The sequence below is a fragment of the Nostoc sp. genome, from assembly GCF_036917515.1.
Taxonomy (GTDB): Bacteria; Cyanobacteriota; Cyanobacteriia; order Cyanobacteriales; family Nostocaceae; genus Nostoc.
The window spans coordinates 80439-100494 of the sequence record NZ_JBALDE010000173.1 but is presented as its reverse complement, the minus strand read 5'-3'; the positions used below and the strand labels follow the sequence as shown (position 1 = coordinate 100494).

The window sequence follows — 20056 nt, the reverse complement described above, 5'->3', positions numbered from 1 at the left end:
TAATAAATTACTTAGTTTTGCAAAGCAATTATTGCCTGCACCTCATCTTCTGATAGTTGTTCCATATCTGCTAAAGCTTGAGCCAATTCTTGTGAATTTATCTGCTCAGTCAGTTTGGAGATAATAACTTCAGCTAACTCAGCTATATTTGGGCTGTCAAAGAAGCTTGCATAAGGAAGTTCTATTTGGAAAATTTTGCACAGTTGAGAAACTAATTGAGTAGCAAATAAAGAGTCTCCTCCTAACTCAAAAAAGTTGTCGTGAATACCCACCTGTTCAATACTCATAAGTTGTTGCCAAACTTCAGCAAGGGTTCGCTCAATTTCATTGCCAGGAGCAACATAAGCATTCGCCAAATTAGGGCGGGGATGAGTTGGTTTAGATTGACTCAACTGGGCTAATTTTTCGTCTAAGGACTGAGTAGATTCTTTTGGCTTAATTAGGTGGCTGGGAAAATCTTGTGTTGAGACGATAACCTGAGAAACTGTGCTACTACATAAAATACGTTTAAACGCTTCAATGCCTTCAAAAGAGGTCATTCCTCCTGTCAACTCTTCTCCTGTGACTTCCTGATGTCGTGCTTCAACAGCGACTGCCATTCCTACACTGTTCCACCTATCCCAGTTGATAGACTTAATGAATTTCCATGTCTCATATTTAGATGCACTGTAGTGAGCGAAGGTGTCTAGGAAGGCATTTGCAGCAGTATAATCTACCATTCCAGGTGCGCCAACAAACGAACTTAGTGATGAGCAAAGTATAAAGAAGTCTAGCTGGCTTTGCTGGAAGAGAGTTTCAAGTACTCGTGTTCCTTGTACTTTCGGTGCTATAGAACTTGCTACAGCTTCTTTTGTGGTGAGTTGTATCATTCCTCCCCCGTAGACTGCGGCTGCATGAATTACTCCATGAATCTCACCAAATCGCTGATTAACCTTTTTAAGCACTGCTGACATCTGGTCAAGGTTGGTAACATCGCCGCTAACTACCATTACCTCTGCACCTAATGTTTTCATCGCCTGCAATTTTTGGATCTTTTGGCTGACCCTATCCTGTTGGTCATAAGTTGATAACCATTCAGACCACTCATCTTGGTCGGGAAAAGCTGAACGCCCCACTAATATCAGTTTTGCCTGTACGGTCTGTGCTAGATATTCTGCCAACAGCAGACCGACACCTCCTAATCCACCAGTGATTAGATATACTCCCTTTTCTCTGAGATGGAAATTTCTTTGATGTAGTTGAACAGGTTCAAAATCTTGTACCCAGCGATTACGCCCACGGTAAGCAATAATCTGCTCGGATGTGGGGGTCACCAGTTCTGCTATTAGCGCTGTGATGAGTTGTTCTTCTTGTCCACTTTCTACAGAAACTACAACATCAATACTGCGACAGGTTATATTTGGATATTCCAGTGGCATAACCTTACAAGTTCCGAGAACTAGTGCCTTTTCTGGACACAGTATTTCTGAACCTGTTACTTCCTGTAAATTGTTGGAGATAATGCTAATTTCTAAAGCATCTGTCTGATTATTTTTTGCGATCGCCTGCCCCAAAAATAATAAACTCGACCAGCCTAAAGCTTCAATTGCTGAGTTTGTGTAACTATTTGGTGTCACACTCCACAGATGAACAATCCTTTTTGGAATTTTACCTAGAGTCCGAAGTTCTCTGAGCAGGGTATTGTAGTCATCTTCTTTTTTAGGGTTAATCGTATATGTGCATTGAGGATATTCGCTACTTTGCTGAAATTGCTCTCCAAGTTTAACGGTAATAACATCTTGGTTCTCAAGTACTAATTGTTTTACCAACCTTTCACCCAAGCCGTACTCATCCACAAACACTAACCAGCATCCTGTTCCCCCAAGTCCAGGTTGAAAAGGCTGCGGTGGCATGGTACGTTTCCAAGAAGGAATGTAAAACCAGTCAGTAATATCTGACTTTTTAGCCAATAAGTCTTGGTACTTTTCGCTAGCATCTTTTTGTTTCAAGGTGACGCTAAATGCTGTAGGTACTGAGTCAGTTTCTGACACAGCAGTCTGAGCTACCAAAATCTGTTCGCCGAAAGCTTCAGTTTGCGAGACAGCTTCTACCGCAACGAACCCATGAGAACGTAGTGCATCCTGCCATTGCTCCTGCGACAAAAATGGATTACCACGGCTGCGTCCTTCATCCTCTAACGGATTCATTAACAGACCATCAGTGAGATCAAAGTTTAATTGTGGTTGAGTGATCTCCCACAATAGCAAGAATCCTCCAGGAGCCAATAGCGATCGCACATGCTCCAAGGTTTTTGTCATGTTCCGGGTTACGTGCAACACATTAACGGCTACTACCACATCAAAGCTGTGGTTGTTGAACCCTTGTGCAGTTGGCGGTTTTTCAATATCTAGAAAATGATATTCAACAAACGGATAAACGCTAAACTGCTGTCTAGCTTGATTCAAAAACAAACCCCCTACATCTGTAAAAGTGTAGTTGGTGCGTTCAGAGGGCAATACAGGGAGCAATTCTGTCGTCGCAATACCCTGTCCACCACCAATTTCTAGAATTCTCAGATTTACATCTGGTGGTAATAATTTTACTACCTGTTCCATGCTTGCTCGCATGATCCCTTTTAAATGGGTATTTAAAGGCAATTCTGAATTTGCAATTTCAGGTTTGTTGTCTTTGACGGCAAAGTACAACTCCAACGGTTCTTTTTCGCCAATCAGTACAGATGACAGATTCTCGCCACATTCCTGGACGATATGTAGAATATGCAGTGTATCTGTGCATCTAACTTTAACTTCTTCTCTCAGAGTATTAATAGAGTCTGTGGAACAAGGAACAAGGTTTGTAAATAATTTTTGTTTTTGTTGCAGATAACCTTGCTCTACGAGTACATCTAAAAAACGACACAACAATTGCCGATAGCGAGGAATAATCTGAAATTGCTCACACAACTCCTCTAAAGAATACTGCTCATTGGAGTTGCTAAAAGCACCTAAACGCTGGAGAGCAAGGTTTATATAGGCAGCACACAAACGATCCAAACATTCTTTATTCAGCAAATAGGTTTGCTCGTCGAGTGTGGCGCTGCTAGCACGAGCCTTTACCCTGCAAGCTTCTACGACAAATTTTATCAACTCAGTTGCGGTTGGTCTTGGTTGAGATTGTCCTCCTAAACGTAGCTGTTTTTGTACTTCAATCCAGTAACGTTGGCGCTCAAATGGATAGGTCGGCAATGGAATATGATCGCGTTGCTCGTTAGCATAAAAACCACACCAGTCTACTTTGACACCAAATAGCCAGAGTTGTCCCAAAGAGTTAAGTAAAAATGCTACATCCGACTGTTGCTCTTGTGGATGACGGATTGAAGTCAGTACCACCAATTGATCTTTGTGATGTTGCTTGACAAAAGTACTTAAAGTCCTTCCAGGTCCTACCTCTAAAAAGATCCGCTCTGGTGTTTTGAGCAACTCAGTCATTCCTTCGCTAAAGCGCACTGTCTGCCGTAAGTGCTTTACCCAATATTTGGAGTCTGTTGCTTGAGCTACAGAGATCCAAGTGCCACTGACATTAGACACAAACACAATTTTTGGAGGATGAAGCTGGAGTTTTTGTAATTGCTCTGTAAATGGCTGGAGAATTGGCTCCATTAAGTGAGAATGAAAGGCATGGGAAGTATGCAACTTCCGACAGGCTACACCTTTGGCTTCTAGCTGCTGTTGTAATCTATTAATTGCTTCAGTTACACCAGAAACCACACAGTACGAAGGCCCATTGCTTGCGGCTAAAGACAGTTCTCTATCTAGCAGGGGTTGTACCTCTTGTTCGGGAAGTTGCACAGAGAGCATTTCCCCACTGGGAAGTTGCTGTATCAGTCGTCCTCGAATTGCGACTAGCGCTAAGGCGTCTTCTAATGAGAAAACTCCTGCTAAAGTAGCAGCCACATACTCCCCGATACTATGACCAATCATTGCCTCTGGCTGTATACCCCATGCCATCCACAATTGAGCTAGGGCGTACTCAATGACAAACAGTGCTGGCTGGGCAACAGATGTTTGTTGGAGTTTCTCCGTTGCTTTGGCGTTCTGTGTCTCATTTGGATACAGTATATGACGTAGATCAAAACCTAGATGTGGTTGCAGCAGTTCACAGCAACGATCAACTGCAAGTGTAAAAGTTGGCTCACTATCGTAGATATCTCTAGCCATATTTACGTACTGTGTTCCTTGCCCAGAAAACATAAATACTAGAGGTCGATTGCGAGGCTGCTGGTAGTGGGTGAATACTCGTTGTGGATCTGAAGTAGAAAGTACTTTCACCGCATCATTCATATCTTGACAGATTGCCATCCGGCGATGCTCGAAAGCTCTACGACCGACACCAAGGGTATGAGCCACATCAGCAAGGTGCAACTCAGGATACTGCTGGAGATGATTAGCTAGATTTGCCGTAGCTTTTTCTAGTGCCGATTCCGTTTTGGCTGAAACAACCAACAGATGATATTTCCTCCCCTGCTCCCCCTGCCTGTCTGCAACTGGGGCTTCTTCCAGAATTACATGGGCATTAGTCCCACCAATCCCGAAAGAACTGACTCCTGCACGGCGAGGAATACCATTTGTTGTCCATTCGGTAAGCTTGGTGTTGACATAAAAAGGACTGTTGGCAAAATCAATTTGCGGTGATGGTTCTTGAAAGTGCAAACTAGGTGGTATCTGTTGATGTTTCAAGGCTAGGACGGTTTTGATCAGACCTGTGACCCCAGCAGCAGCGTCTAAATGTCCAATGTTGGTCTTCACTGAGCCAATGGCGCAAAAGCCTTTCTTCTCTGTGGTGGCTCGAAAAGCTTGTGTTAACGCCGCAATTTCAATGGGATCTCCTAATGATGTTCCTGTTCCATGAGCTTCAATATAAGTAATTGTTTCGGGTTCAACCTCAGCAACAACTTGAGCAGTTCTAATCACCTTGGCTTGACCGTCTATACGCGGTGCTGTGTAACTAACTTTGAAAGATCCATCGTTATTGACAGCAGAACCTTTAATGATCGCATGGATGGTATCTCCATCTGCTAGAGCATCGTCTAATCTCTTCAAAACCACAATGCCTACACCTTCGCCACCAACAGTTCCCTGTGCTTGAGCATCAAAAGCGCGGCAGTGCCCGTCAGGAGAACCAATTCCCCCCTCTTTGTAAAGGTAGCCTTTGGAAGAATTTATGGAAACACCACCTGCTAAAGCAATATCACATTCCCCATTTAGTAGGCTTTGACTAGCTAAATGAACAGCAACTAATGAAGTTGAGCAGGCGGTTTGAACAGTGTAACTTGGCCCCTCTAAATTAAGTTTGTAAGAAACGCGGGTAGTCAAATAATCTTTGTCACCTGCGATCGCAAGTTGGTGAGAATCGATAAATTTAATAATATCTTCGTTTGAATAAATATTAAGTAAGTAACTACTTAAGCTAGCTCCTGCGTAAACTCCAACAGAACCTTTGTAATTTTCTGAGTCATAGCCAGCATCTTCAAGAGCAATATACGCACATTCTAAAAAGAGACGATGTTGTGGATCGGTAATTTCAGCTTCTCTGGGATTAAAACCAAAAAATGAAGCATCAAAAAGTTCTACATCTTCTAATATAGCTCGTGCTTTGACAAATTTTGGGTTATTGAGTGTAGCTGCATCTACCCCGGAAGCTAACAGTTCCTCATCAGTAAAAACAGATATTGACTCTATACCACTTTGGAGATTTTGCCAAAAATCATCAATATTTTTAGCTCCAGGAAATCGCCCTGCCATGCCAATAATTGCTATTTCCGAACCATTATGATGAACAATTTCTATGGGGATACTCATTCTTCATTAGCTCCTTGATTATTCATCATTGACTTCATTTTTTGTAGACGTTTTTTTTGTTGAGATTTACCACTTGTAATTTTTTCTATTTGAATATTAGTTTTGGTTAAAGATAATTTTTGATTTTTAGTTTGATTAAAAAACTCTGCCAGTGAGCTAATGGTCGGGTATCTAAACATATCGAGCAATGATAAATCTATTGGGAATAGTTCACGTAATTGGCTATGAACTTTCACCATAAGTAATGAATGACCACCGAGTTCAAAAAAGTTATTGTGAATACCTATATTTTCAAGATTGAGAGCCTTTTGCCAAACAGTAGCAATGGTTTGTTCCATCTGTGTTTGTGGCATCACAAAACCAGCTGTCAACTCTGGGCGCAGTGTTTCTGGTGCAGGTAGCGATCGCTTATCTAGCTTACCGTTTGGCAACAGGGGCAAGGTTGGCAGGATGACGAAACTTGAGGGCACCATGTATTGCGGTAGCTTATCCTGAAGAAAGCTACGCAGTTCAGTGTTTACTACGCTTTGTTCTGAATCAAGGCTGACATAAGCCACTAAGTACAGGTCACCATGCTTGTTTTCTCTAGCTATTACCGCAGCTTCGCGTACTTTAGTGTGTTGCTGTAATTTCGCTGAGATTTCGTTCGGTTCGATGCGGAAGCCTCGAATTTTCACTTGCTCGTCGATGCGTCCCAATAGTTCAATATCCCCATTGGGTAAGTAACGGGCTAAATCGCCAGTGCGATACAGGCGCATCCCTGATTTTTCGCCAAAAGGGTTGGGAATAAATTTTTCGGCAGTTAGTTCAGGGTGATTGAGGTAGCCTCTAGCAATACCAATACCACTAATATACAACTCACCTGGTACACCCATAGGTGTAGGTTGCAAATGTTTATCTAATAAATAGACCTGGGTGTTAGCAATGGGACGACCAACAGGCACATAATCAGCAGGTTGGTTTTTTTGGCAGGTAGCTGGTTCTGGTGGTTCATAAATTGTGACACCAATAGTTGCCTCAGTTGGGCCATAAGCATTCAGCCAACGGATGCGCGGATGCGCAAAGCGATCGCCTACTAGTTTCTGCCAAAGTGCGAGTTTCTCTGGTAAAGTCTGCTCAGTTCCGACAATTACCAAGCGCAGCGTCGGCGGTAATGATGCTTTGGTTTGAGCTAAGTATGATACCCACTCATGCCAATAGGCTGTTGGTAAATTGAGGACAGTTAGTTTTTTTTGTACCAAAAATTGTGCAAAGTGGGCAAACAATAGTATTTCGTTGGGTCGGATGACTACAGTTGAACCACTCAACCATGACGAAAACAGCTCTTCGGCTGCGACATCAAAGCTCACAGAAGCAAATTGTAAAATGCGATCTTCTGGTTGCAGTTCATAGGTTTTAGCAGCAGCAATACTGTGGTTTACTAAAGCTTGATGCGTAATCAAAACGCCTTTGGGTGTTCCTGTAGAGCCGGAAGTGTAAATTACATAAGCCAGGTTTTCGGCTGTTACATTGCTACTAGGGTTTTCCTGACTGTGCTGGGCGTACAGTTGCCATTCGTCTAGGCACACAACCTGAGCCGTAGATGTGGGGAGTTCTGCAACCAAATGCTTTTGGGTAAGCAATACTAAAGGTTTGACATCATCTAATATTAAGGCTAGCCGTTCTTTTGGGTAAGATGGATCTAACGGCACGTATGCCCCTCCAGCTTTCAGGATGCCCAGAATTCCAATTACCATTTCGAGCGATCGCTCCACGCAGATTCCCACTAAGACCTCTGGTTTGACCCCCAGCGAATCGCTACGCGACAGCTTTGCTGAACGCAAATAATCTGCCAGTTGATTTGCGCGGTGGTTTAGCTCTTGATAGGTCAGCTGCTCATTTTCAAAAATTACAGCAATGGCATCAGGCGATCGCGTAACCGTAGCCTCAAATAACTCATGGATACAACTTTTATCCTGAATATACTCAGTCTGAGTGTTATTCCACTCCACGAGCAACTGATGCTGTTCTGTTTTTGGCAACAGCAGCAAGTCGGAAATTCGCTGGTTAGGATTAGCGACAATGCCTTCTACCAAAGTTTGGAAATGCTCTAGCATCCGCGTGATGGTGGCAGTGTTGAACAGATCGGTGTTGTATTCCAGGCTTCCAATCAGCCCTTGCTCAGTGTCCATCATGGATAAAGTCAAATCAAACTTCGCCGTTTCGTTGTGGAATTCTAAGGGGCTTAAGGTCAAACCTGGTAGCTCTAAAGTTGTGGTAGGGGTATTATCGAGTTGAAACATCACCTGAAATAACGGTGTATAGCTCAGGTTTCGCTCAGGCTGTAGTTCCTCCACAAGCTGTTCAAACGGCAAGTCTTGGTTAGCATAAGCCCCTAGCGCCACCTCTCGCACTCGCTGCAAAACCTCCCGGAAACTTGGGGTACCTGAAAGGTCAGTACGCATTACTAAGGTGTTGACAAAGAATCCAATTAGCTCTTCAATTTCAGCTCGGTTGCGACCAGAGATAGTAGTACCTACCACAATGTCATCCTGCCCAGTGTAACGATAGAGCAACGTCTTAAAGATTGCCAGCAGTGTCATGAATAGCGTAGTCTTCTCTTGCTGGCTTAGAGCTTTAAGCCCGATGGTTATGGGTTGGGACAAAACCAGAGATTGCCTCGCGCCATGATTGGTTTGAACTGCTGGGCGAGGATAATCAGTATATAACTCTAGTACAGTCGGAGCATTGCTCAGTTGTTGTTTCCAATAAGACAACTGAGATTCTAGCACTACTCCTTGAAGCCACTGCCGTTGCCAAACAGCAAAGTCTGCATACTGGATTGGAAGTTCTGGGAGTGGCGAAAGCTGACCGTTTTTAAAAGCTTCATAAAGCGCTACCACTTCTCGGATGAGTATCCCAAAAGACCATTGGTCACAAATTATGTGGTGCATTGTGAACAGCAACACGTACTGGGCTTTGCTCAATTGCAACAGAGTGGTTCGCACCAGTGGTTCATTTGTCAAATCAAAAGGTCGCGCTTGCTCCTCCGTTATCAGGCATCCTACCTCTGCCTCTTGCTGATCTTTTGGCAGCGACTGTAGATCTACTATTGGTAGAGCCAAAGTCAAGGCTGGGATGAGAAATTGGAGCGGTTGTTCCACCATCGCAAAAGTGGTACGCAAAACTTCGTGACGCCGCACGATTTCATTGAGGCTCTGTGCCAAGGCGGTCACATTAAGCGACCCCTCAAAATGGAAAGCATAAGGTTCGTTGTATAAGGATTGACCAGGTTGCAACTGGTCGAGGAACCACAGGCGTTCTTGAGCAAAGGACAGAGCAAAAGAGTTGGAGTTTCGACTTTGAGGCTTTATTTGTGTTTTTGAGAATACATTCTTTTTTTTCTGATTGAGCCGTTGCAGAAAAAGCTGACGTTTTTCTGGAGAAAGCTCAGCGATTTGTTGGGAAAGCTCACTCATTCATTTGAATCCTCTGTCTCAATGAACTGCTCTGGCGAGGCAAGTATTGTCCGCGCCTCATCCTCCGATAGTTTCTGGATTTCTGCTAACGTCTGAGCAAGTGTTTGATTATCTGCTTTCTCAGTTAGTCCTTGTATAATAATCTCAGCCAACTCAGCCACAGTGGGCGCATTAAAGATGATCTGATAAGACAGTTCTAGCTCGAAGGTTTGTCGTAACCGAGAAACAAATATAGTACTAAATAAAGAGTCTCCTCCTAACTCAAAGAAGTCGTCGTGAATGCCTATTTTGTCAAGACCAAAGAGTTGTTGCCAAATGTCAACTAAGGTGCATTCCACCTCGTTACTGGGAGCTACATAAGCATTTCCTAAACTTGGACGAGGGTGAGTTGATTTTGCTCGACTCACCTGCACTAATCGCTCTTCCAAAGATTTAGGAGATTCTTGCAGCTGAATCATAGCCTGGAAATCTTGTGTTGATACTATGACTTGAGGTACTGTACTACTGTGCAAAATACGTCTAAATGCCTCAACACCCTCTTCAGAGGTCATACCTGTCGTCAGTTCTTCCCCTGTTATCTGCTGATGCCGTGCTTCTACGGCAACTGCCATGCCTAAATCATTCCATAAACCCCAGTTTATAGATCTGGTAACAGTGTCCGCAGAAGCGCTGTAGTGAGCAAAGGCGTCAAAGAAGGCGTTTTCAGCAGTATAATCCATCATTCCCGGTGTACCCAAAAATGAAGAAAGTGATGAACACAGTACAAATAAATCCAGTTCTGTATCTTTGAAAAGAGCTTCTAGTACTCGTGTTCCTTTGACTTTCGGAGCCAGAGCATTGCCTGCGGCTTCTTTTGTTGTGAGTTGAATCATACCTCCCCCGTAAACTGCGGCTGCATGGATGACTCCGTGGATCTGACCAAATTGGTGATTGACTTGTTTAAGTACTGTAGACATTTGCTCTAGGTTGGCAACATCGGCACTGACTACCATAACTTTTGCACCCAACGCCTCTAGAGCCTGCAATTTCTGAATCTTAAAGCTAATGCTATCGTGCTGATCATGAGTGGATAACCATTTTGACCATTCATCTCGCTCAGGAAAAGGCGATCGCCCTAATAGTATCAGTTTTGCTTGCACCGTTTGTGCTAAATATTCTGCCAGTGCTAGACCAACGCCTCCTAATCCACCTGTGATTAGATATACTCCCTGTTCTCTTAATCGGCTTTTCTCAGAAGAAGCTCCTTCCAATCGAACAGGTTGAAAATCCTGCACCCAGCGATGAATACCACGGTAAGCTATAACTTGGTCAGATGTTTGGGTTATAAGTTCCGCTAGCAGCACTTCTATAAGTTGCTTCTCTTGCCGACTTTCTTTTGCGGGAATAACAACATCAATGCTGCGACAGGTTATATTCGGGTACTCTAGGGGAATCACCTTAACAGGTCCGAGAACTAATGCTTTCTCTGGGCACAGTACCTCTGAGCCTGTCAATTCCTGCATATTGTTTGACACAATTCCAATTTCAACGGAATCTGTCTGATTATTTTCACCAAGTGCCTGAGCGAGAAATAGCAGACTGTAGAAGCCTAAAGCTTCAGCCTTTTCCAATGACTCAATTGCTGATTCAGCGTGAATGTCGGGCGTAACACTCCATAAATGAACAATTGTTTTTGGGATCTTGCCCTGTGCGCGAAGTTCTTGAAGTAGGGCGTTGTAGTCATCCCGTTGTTGAGGGTTAATTGTATATGAGCGTTGGTGCTCGCGCAGTTTCCCCGACAGACTTCTCCTATCGGTAGGATATTCGCCATTGCGGTCAAATTGCTCTCCAATCCTAACGGCAATTGCATCCTGACCCTCAAGTGCAAGTCGTTGCACCATTTTATCACCTAAGCCACACTCATCAACAAATACTAACCAGCATCCCGTCCGAGTTGCCTGAACCTTGAAGTTATACGGCTGAGGCGGCATTAAGCGTTTCCAAGAGGGGATGTAGAACCAGTTGGCAATGTCTGGCTTTTTATCTAATGACACTTGAGATGTTTTGTCGGCATCTTTTTGCCCAAAAGTCGCGGTAAATGCTGAAGCTGCTGGTAGCACTGACGACGAAGAAGCTTGAGCTACCAAAATATGCTGTCCCAAAGCTTCAGTTTCAGGGAAAGCTGCCACCTCAACAAACCCATGATTACGAAGTGCTTGATACCACTTCTCCTTTGATAAAAATGGATTACCTCGGCTACGTTCTTCATCCTCTAACGGATTCATCAGCAGACCCCAACTGATGTCGAAGGATGGCGTAGGTTGAGTTAATTCCCAGATTAAGAGAAAGCCTTCAGGAGCCAATAAAGAGCGAACATGCTCAAGGGTTTTTCCCATGTTCTGGGTTACGTGCAGTACGTTGTAGGCTATCACTACATCAAAACTATGGCTAGAGTACCCTTGCTGTTGAGGAGGTTGTTCAATGTCTAACAAGCGATATTCAACAAATGGATAAGCGTTAAACTTTTGTTGGGCTTCGTCCAAGAACAAAACGCCCACATCAGTAAAGGTGTAATTGGTTTGCTCGGACGGCAACAGAGGTAGCAATTCTGCTGTGAGCATCCCCTGTCCAGCCCCGACTTCCAGAATTCTTAAGTTCACGTCCTCTGGCAATGACCTTACCATCTGTTGCAGAATTGTCTGCATGATTACCTTGTAGTAGTTATCCAAGGTAAATTTTGGACTTGAATTTTCTGATTTTTTATATTTTAGACCAACAAACAACTCTAATGGTTCTTTTTCACCAATTAGTACGGCTGCCAGATTTTCGCCACAGGTTTGGACTTGGTCTATTAATTGCAGTATGTCTGTCGTTCTGATTTTAACTTCTTCTATAAGAGCAGTAACAGAGTTTGTTGAAAATGGAAGAAGATTTGTAAAGATATCTTCATCTTGCTGCAAATGACCTTGCTCTATCAGTACATCTAGCCAGCGACATAATAATTGTCGGTAGCGAGGAATAATTCGGCATTGGTGAAATAACTTCTCTGTAGAATACTTTTCGTTAGGGTTGCTAAAAGCACCTAAACGCCTGAGGGTAAGGTTCATGTAAGCAGTGCATAAGCGCTCTAACCACTGTTTGTTCTCCAGATAAGTTTGGTGATCAAAATCTTTAATTCCATCACTTGCTTCTATCTGAGTAGTTTCCATTAGAGATTTCCAAAGCTCTAATGCTGTTAAGCTTGGCTTGAACTGTTTTTCTAAAGGTGCTATTTGTTGTCGTTCAATCCAATAGCGCTGGCGCTCAAAGGGATATGTTGGTAAGGGCAAGCGATGCCGCTGTTCATAAGTATAAAAACCAGACCAATCAATTTGGACACCAAAAAGCCACAGCCGACCCAAAGTATGAAGTAAAAATGCTACATCTGACTGTTGCTCCTGCGGATGACGGAGTGATGTCAGCGTCGCCAATTCTTCTTTTTGAGACCGCTTGGCTAAGATACTCAATGTTCGCCCTGGGCCAACTTCCAATAGAATTCGCTTCGGCTGTTGCAGCAACTCGGCAATTCCTTGAGCAAAGCGCACTGTTTGTCGTAGATGCCTCGCCCAATAGCTTGAATCGGTTGCCTCCGCCGCAGTAATCCAAGTACCTGTTACATTGGACACAAAAGGAATTTGCGGAGCTTTCAGGTTAATTTTTTTAACCTGTGCGAGGAACAGCTCGATGATTGGGTTCATCATCTGAGAATGAAAGGCATGAGAAGTGTGCAGACGACGACAGTCCATGCCTTGCGTGGTAAGTTGGTTTTGTAACTCACTAATTGCTGAGCTTGACCCCGAAATCACAGACAGAGATGGTCCGTTGATTGCTGCCAAGGAAAGATTCTCGCCCAGCAGCAATTGTACTTCCTTCTCCGGTAGTGGTACAGCCAACATGTCGCCAGTAGGCATTTGTTGCATCAGTTGTCCACGGGTTGCTATCAATGCTAATGCATCTTCTAGAGAGAACACTCCAGCCAAGCAAGCTGCTACATATTCCCCAATGCTGTGACCAATCATCGCTTCTGGACGTACCCCCCACGTCATCCACAATTGCGCCAGAGCATACTCAAGCACAAACAGTGCTGGTTGGGCAATCGCAGTCTGTGTCAGCTGCTGTGTTGCTTCTTGCAACTGTTCTTCGCTTGGATACAGCACAGAGCGCAAATCAATTCCCAAGTGAGGTTTTAGTAGTTCACAGCATTGATCAACCTGTTCTCTGAAAATTGACTCGTTCTGGTAAAGTTCTCGACCCATCTCCACGTACTGTGCGCCCTGTCCAGGAAACATGAACACGATAGAATGATTACAGGGCTTTTGATAGTGAGTGAAAACTCGTTGAGGATCTAGAGTTGATAGTGCTTTCACCGCATCTTCAATATCTTGGCACACCAGTATCCGGCGATGGTCAAAATCTCGACGACCGACACACTGGGTGTAAGTTACATCAGCGAGATTTAAATCAGGATGCTGTTTTAAGTGGACAGCTAAGTTAGCTGTGGCGGTTTCTAGTGCTGTACTAGTTTTGGCAGACAGCAACAACAACTGCCAGGGACGAGTTGTACCAGATGGTTCAACTACTGGGGCTTCTTCAAGAATCAGATGAGCATTAGTCCCACCAATGCCAAAAGAACTTACTCCTGCACGGCGAGGAGTGCCGTTGGTTTTCCACTCAGACAGTGTGGTATTGATGTAAAAAGGACTATTGGCAAAATCAATTTCGGGATTGGGTTGCTCGAAGTGCAGGCTAGGTGGTATCTGCTTGTGTTTTAGAGCCAGAATAGTTTTGATTAGGCTTGCAACACCAGCTGCCCGATCCAGATGTCCTATATTGGTTTTTACCGAGCCAATGGCACAGAAACCCTTTTTGTTAGTTCTGCTGTTAAAAACCTTTTTCAGCGCCCTAACTTCAATAGGATCGCCCATAACTGTACCAGTTCCGTGGCATTCTATATAAGTAATTGTCTCAGGAGCAAACTCGGCGATCGCCTGAGCCTCAGCAATCACTGCGGCTTGCCCATCTACACTGGGTGCCGTATAGCCTACTTTCAAAGAACCGTCATTATTAATGGCTGAACCCTTGATAACAGTATAGATATGGTCGCCATCTGCCAGTGCTTCCTCTAGCCTCTTTAGCACAACAATGCCCATACCGTTACCGAAAACTGTGCCTTGTGCTTTAGCATCAAAAGTGCGACAGTGACCATCGGGAGAAGCCATTCCGTCTTTTTGATGTAAATAACCTATATTTTGCGGAACTCCTACTGTAATGGCACCTGCTAGTGCTATGTCACATTGATAACTCAACAATCCTTGACATGCTAGGTGAACTGCTACCAATGACGTGGAACAAGCAGTACTGACGTTAAGGCTTGGTCCCTTGAGATTCAATTTGTAAGAAACTCGTGTAGGTATATGGTCTTTATCATTACCACTAGTAATGATTGTCCCACTTAGCGATTTGAGGAGGTCATTATTTGATATCAGGTTATTCAGTAGGTAAGTACTTAGGCTACTTCCTGCGTAAACTCCGATAAATTCTTCAGATGTTTCAGGGTTATAACCAGCATTTTCAAGAGCTTCCCAAGCACACTCCAAAAAAAGACGGTGTTGTGGATCCATAATTTCGGCTTCTCTAGGCGTGAAGCCGAAGAATGGAGCGTCAAACATTTCTATGTCTGATAGCCAAGCCCCTGCTTTTACATAGTTAGGGTCACGCAGCAAAGTCGGGTTTACACCTTTTGACAGTAACTCCTCATCAGTAAAGAATGAAATCGACTCCCGTCCTTGGGACAAATTCTGCCAAAACTCATCAATACTTTTGGCTTCAGGAAAACGACCAGCCATCCCAATAACAGCTATTCCTTTTAAAGAATTGTTAAGTTCTTTATTATCCATTTTTCTTCTTATTTTGCTTGATTAATTTTCGCTTCATCAGTTGGCTGTTTTCCTCAATAGCCTGTTTTTGCTTGTTGGCACGCTTAGAGGCTTGCTGATAGGCGGGTTGTTCATTCTCTTTATGGATGAGAGATTCTGTCAAAGAATTTATAGTTGGATATTCAAATAAATCAGATATAGTGATATTTACGTTGAGTCTTTTTTGGAGTTGGCTACGAACCTGGACAATCAGAAGTGAATCGCCACCAAGCTCAAAGAAGTTATCATGAATTCCGATCGTCTCAATCCCCAGAAGTTCTTGCCAAATTTCAGTAATCGTTTGTTCAGTGTTAGTTTTGGGAGCAACATCAGGATTAATCAGTGATGGTCGTTGTTGTCTTGGTTTCGATAGGTTAGCCGTCTCTAACAGTTGAGGGTAAGATTTCGCTTTAAAACCATTATCCTGTTTATCCTCAATTAGAAAATCACGACTCTGTAGCTCGTAGGTTGATACGATAACCTGAGATAGAGTACTCCCTAAAATTCGTCGAAAAACTTCTATTCCTTCTGTTGGTAATAGTTCTTCCTTGAGAAGTTGTCTGGGAAATCTGTTTGTAGATGCTGCTGGTTTTTTGAATAAGCCAGAACTCGCTGAAGACAGAATAGGAGAAACTGTACATTGGTCAAATAAAGGGTGGGTGACTTCTTTGGATTGACGAGTTTGGGAAATCTCTGAAGTTTTAGATCGTTGCACAGCAGCTTCTGCTGCCATCCCCACTTCCTGCCAAGCACACCAGTCAATGGATACGGTAAATATGCCATCTCGGTTAGTTTTATGATGAGCAAAGGCGTCAAGAAAGGCATTTGCACCAACATAGTCTACTTGCCCAAATCCCCCTAGTATGCCAGTACGTGCTGAACATAAAACAAAGAAATCTAGCTGAACATCCTTGAGGATACTATCAATAACCAGAGTACCTTTGACTTTAGGTGCTAAAATACTTTCTGCCATTTCCGGTGTTTTTCGCTGAATCACGCCGCCACCAGCAACCCCTGCTGCATGAATCACACCATTGAGTTGACCAAATTGCTCTTGTGCTTGAGCGATCGCTTGTTGCATTTGTTCAGAGTTGGCGACATCAGCAGCGATCACTAAAACTTCTGCGCCCAGTTGTTCAAGTTCCTGCACTTTCCGAATCTTACGACTGATTATGTCTTGCTCATCGTGACTGGTCAACCATTGTTCCCATTCGTTTTTAGCAGGAAAAGCTGAGCGTCCAGTCAAAATCAGTTTAGTGCCAGTACCAGCTAAATGTTGAGCCAGCACAAGTCCAATACCTCCGAGTCCACCTGTAATTAGATAAACTCCTCCTTGGCGTAATCTTGGTGTTTCTAGCGGCGATTCATCCAATCGCATCGGCTCAAAGTTTTGCACCCAACGATGAAAACCACGGTAAGCAACCACTCGCTCATAAGTATGAGTTTGTAGTTCAACAAGCAATTGGTCTACGAGTTTTTGCTCATTCCAGTTAACAGATTCAGGAATAACAACATCAACGCTACGACAGTTAATGTTTGGGTATTCTTGAGGAATCACCCTAACAGGCCCAAGTAAAGTAGCTTTTTCTGGACACAGTAACTCATCGCCTGCTACTTCCTGCATATTGTTGGAGACAACAATGATTTGCAGTTCATCAGTAAAATTCTTTCCAAGTGCTTGTGCGAGAAAAAGCAGACTGTAAAATCCTGTTTCTTGAGTGTCAGCTGTTTCCAGTCTTAATGTGGTTTCAAGAGGTGTCACGCTCCATAAGTGAGCGATCGTTGTTGGGAACTTGTTTTGTGCTAGAAGTTCATTCAGCAGAGTTTCGTAGTCATGACTTTGTTGAGGATTGATAGTGTATCTGCGATCATTGAGCTTAGAAAATTCTGACCCAATCTTTACAGCAATCACATCTTGCGCCTCAAGTTCGAGTCGTTTCACCAGTTCTTCACCCAAGCCGCATTTATCAATAAACACAAGAGTGCAGGATAAAACTGGGTTTTTACTTGGTTGACTAGTAGATAGTGGGGAGCGTTTCCAAGATGGAATGTAGAACCAATTTGCTATTTCCGGGTTTTTGCGTAGAGAGTTTGCTGACAAACTCTCTACATCTGTCTTGATAGTTTTTGTTTGTTTTTCCGGTTCAATCCAGTAACGCTGACGCTCGAAGGGATAGGTCGGCAAAGGCAGGCGACTGGGCTGCTGATCAGTATAGAATCCCGACCAATCCACCTGTACTCCAGTTAGCCATAGCTGACCTAATGTATTTAACAAGAATACTACATCTGAGCCGGGTTCTTGGGGATGGCGTAACGAAGTTAACATAACTTGTTCAGCCGCTTTACCTGAATATCGTCTAGCTAATGTAGTCAAAGTCCGCCCTGGGCCAACTTCTAACAGAATTCGCTGCGGCTGTTGCAGTAACTCGGCAATTCCCTCAACAAAGCGTACTGTTTGCCGTAGATGCTTGGCCCAATAACTGGGATTAATTGCCTCTGCGGCGGTAATCCATGTGCCAGTGACATTGGACACAAAGGGAATTTGCGGAGCCTTCAGGTGAATTTTTTTCACCTGTGCCATGAATGGCTCAATGATTGAGTCCATGATCTGGGAATGAAAGGCATGGGAAGTATGCAGACGGCGAGAGTCAATTCCTTGCTCAGTCAACCTGTTGTGCAATTTATCAATCGCCGACTTTAGTCCGGAAACCACACACAAAGATGACCCGTTGATTGCAGCTAAATCCAGTTCCTCACCAAGCATTGATTGCACTTCTTTCTCTGGTAGAGGTACAGCCAGCATATCGCCAGCAGGCATTTGCTGCATCAGTTGTCCACGGGCTGCTACCAATGTTAATGCATCTTTTAGAGAAAACACGCCAGCAAGGGTTGCAGCTACATACTCTCCGATACTATGACCAATCATTGCAAAAGGACGTACTCCCCAAGCTATCCACAATTGAGCTAGTGCATACTCAATTACAAACAGCGCTGGCTGGGTGATATAAGTCTGTTGCAACTGTTGTGCTGCCGATTCAGTTTCTTCTTCACTGGGATACAGAATAGTACTTAAATCTAGCCCTAAAATATGTTTTAGTTGTTCACAGCAATCATCAACTTGTTCCCGAAAAATTGGTTCACTCTGATACAGTTCTCGACCCATTTCTACATACTGGGCACCCTGACCAGGAAACATAAACACAACCTCTCGCTCACATAATTCTTGATAGTGGGTGAGGACTTGTTGTGGGTCTTTTGTCTCTAAAACTTTGACTGCATCATCAACATCTTGGCAAACTACTATCCGCCGATGGTTAAAAGCCCTGCGACCCACCCCAAGGGTATAAGCCACATTAGCTAAGTTTAAATTAGGATACTGTTTGAGGTGATTAGCTAGATTTGCCGTAGCTGATAAGAGTGCTGATTCCGTTTTCGCAGAAAGAACTAATAGCTGATATCCTCTTCCCTGTTCCCTGCTCTCTGTCCCCTGCCTCTCCACAACCGGGGCTTCCTCCAAAATCAAATGGGCATTGGTGCCGCCAATACCGAAAGAACTAACCCCTGCGCGTCTAGGATGTCCATTTGACTTCCATTCTGAAAGCTTGTCGTTAACATAAAAGGGACTGTTAGCAAAATTAATCTGGGGATTAGGCTCTTGAAAGTGTAGGCTGGGTGGTATTTGCTTGTGTTTGAGTGCAAGAATTGTCTTGATTAAACCAGCAACACCAGCTGCGGTATCTAGGTGTCCGATATTCGTCTTTACCGAACCAATGGCACAGAAATTCTTTTTCTGAGTTTTGGCGCCAAAAGATTTAGTTAACGCTGCAATTTCAATCGGATCTCCTAAAACTGTGCCAGTACCATGAGCCTCCACATAACTAACCATATTCGGTTCAATTCTGCTGATAGCAAGAGCCTCTGCAATCACTTTAGCTTGACCATCGATACTGGGAGCTGTATAGCCAATTTTGGCTGAACCATCATTATTAATGGCTGAACCTTTAATCACAGCATGAATATAATCTCTATCAGCGAGAGCATCTGCTAATCGTTTTAAAATAACTATACCTACACCATTACCACCAACAGTTCCTTGTGCCTGGGCATCAAAGGCGCGGCAGTGTCCATCGGGAGACAAAATTCCCCCTTCTTGATAAGAATAGCCGATCTTTTGTAAGGTAGTTACAGAAACTCCACCTGCTAAGACTAAATCGCACTCCCAATCTATTAAACTTTGACATCCTAAATGAACACCAACTAAGGAACTAGAACATCCTGTTTGAACAGTGATAGCTGACCCCTTCAGGTCTAATTTATAAGCAACTCTTGTAGTTAGATTATCTGTACGATTGTTATGTCTAATTTGGTCTAAACCAACTAATTTTATCAGTTCACCGTTAGAAAAAAGATTGAATAAAAAATAGCTACTAATACTGGCACTACCATAAACACTAATCCGACCTTTATAGGTTTTAGAATCATAACCAGCACTTTCCAGAGCCTCCCATGCTGTCTCCAAAAACAGACGGTGCTGTGGATCCATTATTTCTGCTATTTTGGGAGAGTAATCAAAGAATGAAGCATCAAATAATTCTACATCTTCCAATACAGCATTTGCTTTGACATAGTTGGGATCGTTAAGTGTAGTCGGATCTATCCCTATAGACTCTAGTTCCTCGGTTGAGAAAAATGAAATTGATTCCAAACCTTCTTGTAAATTCTGCCAAAAAGCATCAAGATTTTTAGCTTTAGGAAACCGTCCAGACATACCAATAATAGCTATGTCTAAATCGCCTATTTGATTTTGTTGAAGGTTATCATTTTTCAT

At 43.4% G+C, this 20056-nt stretch carries 4 protein-coding genes; all 4 read right to left on the bottom strand.

What is annotated here, in order from left to right; genetic code table 11:
* Nucleotides 1–11: 11 nt before the first annotated feature.
* Genes V7K89_RS22775 through V7K89_RS22760 form a run of 4 tightly spaced genes read right to left on the bottom strand, consistent with a single transcriptional unit; the run spans nt 12 to nt 20056 of the window.
* Nucleotides 12–5837 carry an SDR family NAD(P)-dependent oxidoreductase gene (locus V7K89_RS22775; protein ID WP_335191180.1) on the bottom strand — a complete coding sequence of 1942 codons (5826 nt, stop codon included), beginning with the start codon at nt 5835–5837 and terminating at the stop codon, nt 12–14.
* Nucleotides 5834–9295 (bottom strand): non-ribosomal peptide synthetase, encoded by a 3462-nt coding sequence (locus V7K89_RS22770; protein WP_335191178.1) that lies wholly within the window; start codon nt 9293–9295, stop codon nt 5834–5836. The genes V7K89_RS22775 and V7K89_RS22770 overlap by 4 nt, the downstream gene beginning before the upstream one ends.
* Nucleotides 9292–15210, bottom strand: a complete 5919-nt coding sequence (locus tag V7K89_RS22765) for a beta-ketoacyl synthase N-terminal-like domain-containing protein (protein WP_335191176.1) — start codon at nt 15208–15210, stop codon at nt 9292–9294. The genes V7K89_RS22770 and V7K89_RS22765 overlap by 4 nt, the downstream gene beginning before the upstream one ends.
* Entirely contained in the window at nt 15203–20056 is a 4854-nt protein-coding gene (locus tag V7K89_RS22760) for a type I polyketide synthase (protein WP_335191174.1), read from the bottom strand. Before V7K89_RS22760 ends, V7K89_RS22765 begins: the two co-directional genes overlap by 8 nt.

What these genes read in the sequence shown, in the direction of transcription:
- V7K89_RS22775 (WP_335191180.1), bottom strand. Translation starts at nt 5,837, where the DNA reads ATGAGTATCCCCATAGAAATTGTTCATCATAATGGTTCGGAAATAGCA.
- V7K89_RS22770 (WP_335191178.1), bottom strand. Translation starts at nt 9,295, where the DNA reads ATGAGTGAGCTTTCCCAACAAATCGCTGAGCTTTCTCCAGAAAAACGT.
- V7K89_RS22765 (WP_335191176.1), bottom strand. Translation starts at nt 15,210, where the DNA reads ATGGATAATAAAGAACTTAACAATTCTTTAAAAGGAATAGCTGTTATT.
- V7K89_RS22760 (WP_335191174.1), bottom strand. Translation starts at nt 20,056, where the DNA reads ATGAAAAATGATAACCTTCAACAAAATCAAATAGGCGATTTAGACATA.